Annotated in this window: 3 protein-coding genes; 1 reads left to right on the top strand and 2 read right to left on the bottom strand. The window is 61.7% G+C overall.

The window, feature by feature from the left end; all coding sequences use genetic code 11:
• Positions 1 to 937, top strand: a 937-nt coding sequence (locus ACFYWI_RS13420) for a hypothetical protein (RefSeq protein WP_389230021.1), incomplete at its 5' end; no start/stop codon positions are given.
• 608 nt (positions 938 to 1,545) lie between these two features.
• Here the strand turns inward: ACFYWI_RS13420 and ACFYWI_RS13425 are convergent.
• A complete protein-coding gene (locus ACFYWI_RS13425) occupies positions 1,546 to 2,031 on the bottom strand; it encodes a hypothetical protein (protein WP_389230024.1) in 486 nt (161 codons plus the stop codon).
• An 809-nt stretch (positions 2,032 to 2,840) separates the two neighbouring features.
• Positions 2,841 to 3,374 (bottom strand): integrase core domain-containing protein (locus tag ACFYWI_RS13430; protein WP_389230027.1); only part of this gene is annotated, 534 nt, incomplete at its 5' end.

Here is a 3,374-nt window from a genome sequence, read left to right on the forward strand (position 1 = left end):
CCAGACTCCGCCGCCTAGCCCGGCACCTCAAGCTGGGCAGGAAAAGCCTTGGTACAAGAAGCCAGACTTCCTGATCACTACGACTCTGGCAATTGTGACGGTGATTATAGCTGGATTTGCGACAGCGGCTGCCATGAAGTCTGGTTCCGCCGATGACGAATCTGCCACAAGAGAGCGAGAGAAGGAAGAAGAGGAAGCTGCTGCAGCATCTGGGCCGCCCGTCAGCTTTACCATCGGCTCAGGTGGGGGATCGGGATTCCATGCTCTGAAGGTTCCTATCGCTAGCCTTCGAAATATGCCGGAAGAATCGGGGCCGGATGAGGGGTGGAGTAACTGGCTGCTGGAAAATGACGCAAGGGAAGTCGAGTGGACGCACAAACGGATAACGATACGCGCCCTGCATCGTGGTGTGACTGTTCAAGGCATGCGAGTGTCCGGGCTTAACTGTCTCAACAGCGCCACCCGTGGCACCCTTGTCTTGCCGCGACATAGTCAAGCGGCTCCAGGGGAGATGGATAAAAGGCCGGAAATCGTATTCAATCTCGCAGAGCAAGGGCTTCCTGCGCGAGAGTTATTAGCGGGTTTCTCTGGAGAGAAAACTGACGATGGCTGGCTGCCTGGCGGGAATGAGTGGAATCTAGGGCACCCCTTCTTTAAGGGAACATCCGTAGTCTTTGACAAGCCAGGAGACACCAAGACATTCGATCTCTACTTCCTTGCTGGCCAGAAGGATTGCATATTCGGCCTCGATGTTAATGTGACGGGCGCCGAAAGTGATACCTGGATTCCCGTGACAACCGGCCCGCGAAGTGTGAAGGTGGCTCTTGCTGGCCGAGCAGGATCTTACCAGTCGGGGATTATGGGGTGGGGAGAAGGATATCGACTTGCTATTCCGAAACTTGACAGTCCCGTTGTAGTCCGGCTTGGCAAGAGTTAGGGGATTTTGCGTGGCAAGTCGTCGACGGTGAATGGGTAACTCTGCGATCCTAATCTCTTCACCGCGGCTGCTCTCGCTGTCCTGCCCCTCATGGCAGCCGCATTGCTCACGCTCAAGTACACGCGGATAGACGCTCATCCTGCCTGTCGCCTCGGCAGCCCTGCCCCATGCCGCCGAGTCCCGCAACGGCTATCCACGGACGAGCTTTAATTACGCACTGGAACGTTGGCGAGGCCTGCCTTCTTGCCCTGGGTCTTGCCAGGAATCTTGACGAACTGCGTTTTCGCTAGTCCGAGCGCTAGCCGAAGGCTTCTGGCTGGCCGTCATTGGTCATCGTTGGCCCCCATTGAGCGGCCTCGGACGGCTCAGAGACGGCCCAGGGAGCTGACTGCCACTCACGTACTGCTCTCGGGCCTCCGTCATCCCGCCAGGATGCACGGCCACGTCGGACCGGCACCCGGGGACAGCGACCTCTTCGTCCCGAAGCAACCGGGCGGGAGCTCTGCCTTGGGCCGGTGCGTCTCTCACCTGCGCTGATGGTCCGCAGACGTTGGCGCTCGTCCGCCGTTGATCGGGTGCGTTGTCACGCAGTTAGACACTCACCGCTGCTAATCAGGGGCGGGGCCGTTGTCAGTGCCGGCCTCCACGCGGCGCGAGGGAACACCCGTCTCGTGCAACATCTCGACCAAGGAGACGTCGCCGCTTGAGAAGGTCTCCGTTTCAGCACGATCAGCCTCGATTGAATGCTTTTTCCCGAAGACGTCAGTAATTACGAGCCTGTATTCATCAATTGACGCACTACCGCCCGCCTCTATCATCGGGATGCTTCGGTTGTTCAGATGGAACACGAGGAGTCCCGCAAGCGGTGCCCCGTGTTCAACCCTACTTTCCAGTAGGGCTGTCACGTGCTCTGGGGACACCCTGAACGCCCACTTGCCGCTATTTCCATCAGTGATGGTAATTTCAGCCAATTCGTCCACCTGATAGCGCGCCAGTCGCCCGGCCCAGTACCACTCATCAGCGATCTTCACCTCCAGTGCAGCGCCGACGGGGTAGACCGGGTGAGTTGACCGGTTGGTGAGTAGGACATGCACGCCTACAAGCGTGAACTTGACTTCGTTTGCCGGTCCTTGCCAGGCTCCTACAATCCGGCCAGCGAGCACGGGCCGAGGGCGAACGGCGCGCCAAGCTGCGGTGGTAGCCCCTACTGATAGAAGGGCCGCGACCACTGCCACGATCAGGCTTGCCAACTCCATGGTTCCCCCTTGATGTGCGAGCCCTCGCCAACGCCAGCATCTTGCCCTGGTTTTACGGATGATCTGAATGAATCTCGCCACGACGTGAACGAGCACGGGATGTAGACGGGCACCGAGGTCGATGGACAGGCCCGGGGCTGAAACGGCTTCGGGCGCCCGCTCACCACTCACCCCGACTCCCATCCCGTCTGCCGTCGACCCACACGTTTGTGGAGCGGGCGCGGTGCCGGGCGTCCAGGTGGAGCGCGCCACTGTACGAACGACCTGGACGCCCGGTGCCGTGTCTGCTCGGCTTGCCCTGGGTCGACGGCAGACGGGATGGGAGTTCCCCACCGCCACACCCCACGGCCGGCACCCGCGTACGGTGCCCCCGCCATCCCGGAGCCTGAGGCCCCCGCCGGAGGCATGTCGGTGACCTTGGGCATCGGTCGCTGTTGGGGCTCGACTCATGCCCTTGGGCCTATCCCGTCTTGCAGGGGCGGGCGTCGGCGCAGCGGGGGCGGAGCGGGCCGAAGGCAGGAGCGGCGCCCCGAGCGGAGCCGGGAAGCCCGCCCGGCGGAGCGGAGCGCAGCCGGGTGCCTTGAGTAAGTGAAGAAGGTTTGGACCGATCCGAGGTTGTCAGCTGCTGTGCAACTGACGATCACCGATTACGCCTGGGTCGTGGTCTTCTGCTTGAGGCTTTCGTAGGGCGTCTGGCCGCCGAGGCCGCCGTGGGGGCGATGGTAGTTGTAGTAGTCCTCCCACTCGCGCAGCTTGTCGTTGAAGACCTCGGCGTCGTCGATGATGACGCCGTCGAGGAGCCGGTAGAACTCCTCGGCGTCGATGCGGTGGGAACGTTCGACCTTGCCGTTCAGCCGCGGTGTTCGCGGCTTGATGTAGGTGTGGGCGATGCCTCTGTCGAGCACGTGCCAGTGGAAGGCGGACTGGAACTCGGCGCCGTTGTCGGTCTGGATGACCTCGACCTGGAACGGCAGGCGTTGGATGACGTAGTCGAGAAACTGGATCGCGGTGGCCTGGTTCAACGTCGGATAGATCCGCAGCACGCGCAACCGGGTGCAGTCGTCGATCGCGGTGAACTGGAAGTATTTGTTGCGCCCGCCGCGGCGCCCTTGCGGCATCGAGGCGAGCGGCTCGATGAACTTCACGTCGATCTGCACCCGGTGGCCGGGCAGTTGCTTCTC

It is taken from the genome of Streptomyces sp. NPDC002889, from assembly GCF_042888425.1.
Taxonomy (GTDB): domain Bacteria; phylum Actinomycetota; class Actinomycetes; order Streptomycetales; family Streptomycetaceae; genus Streptomyces.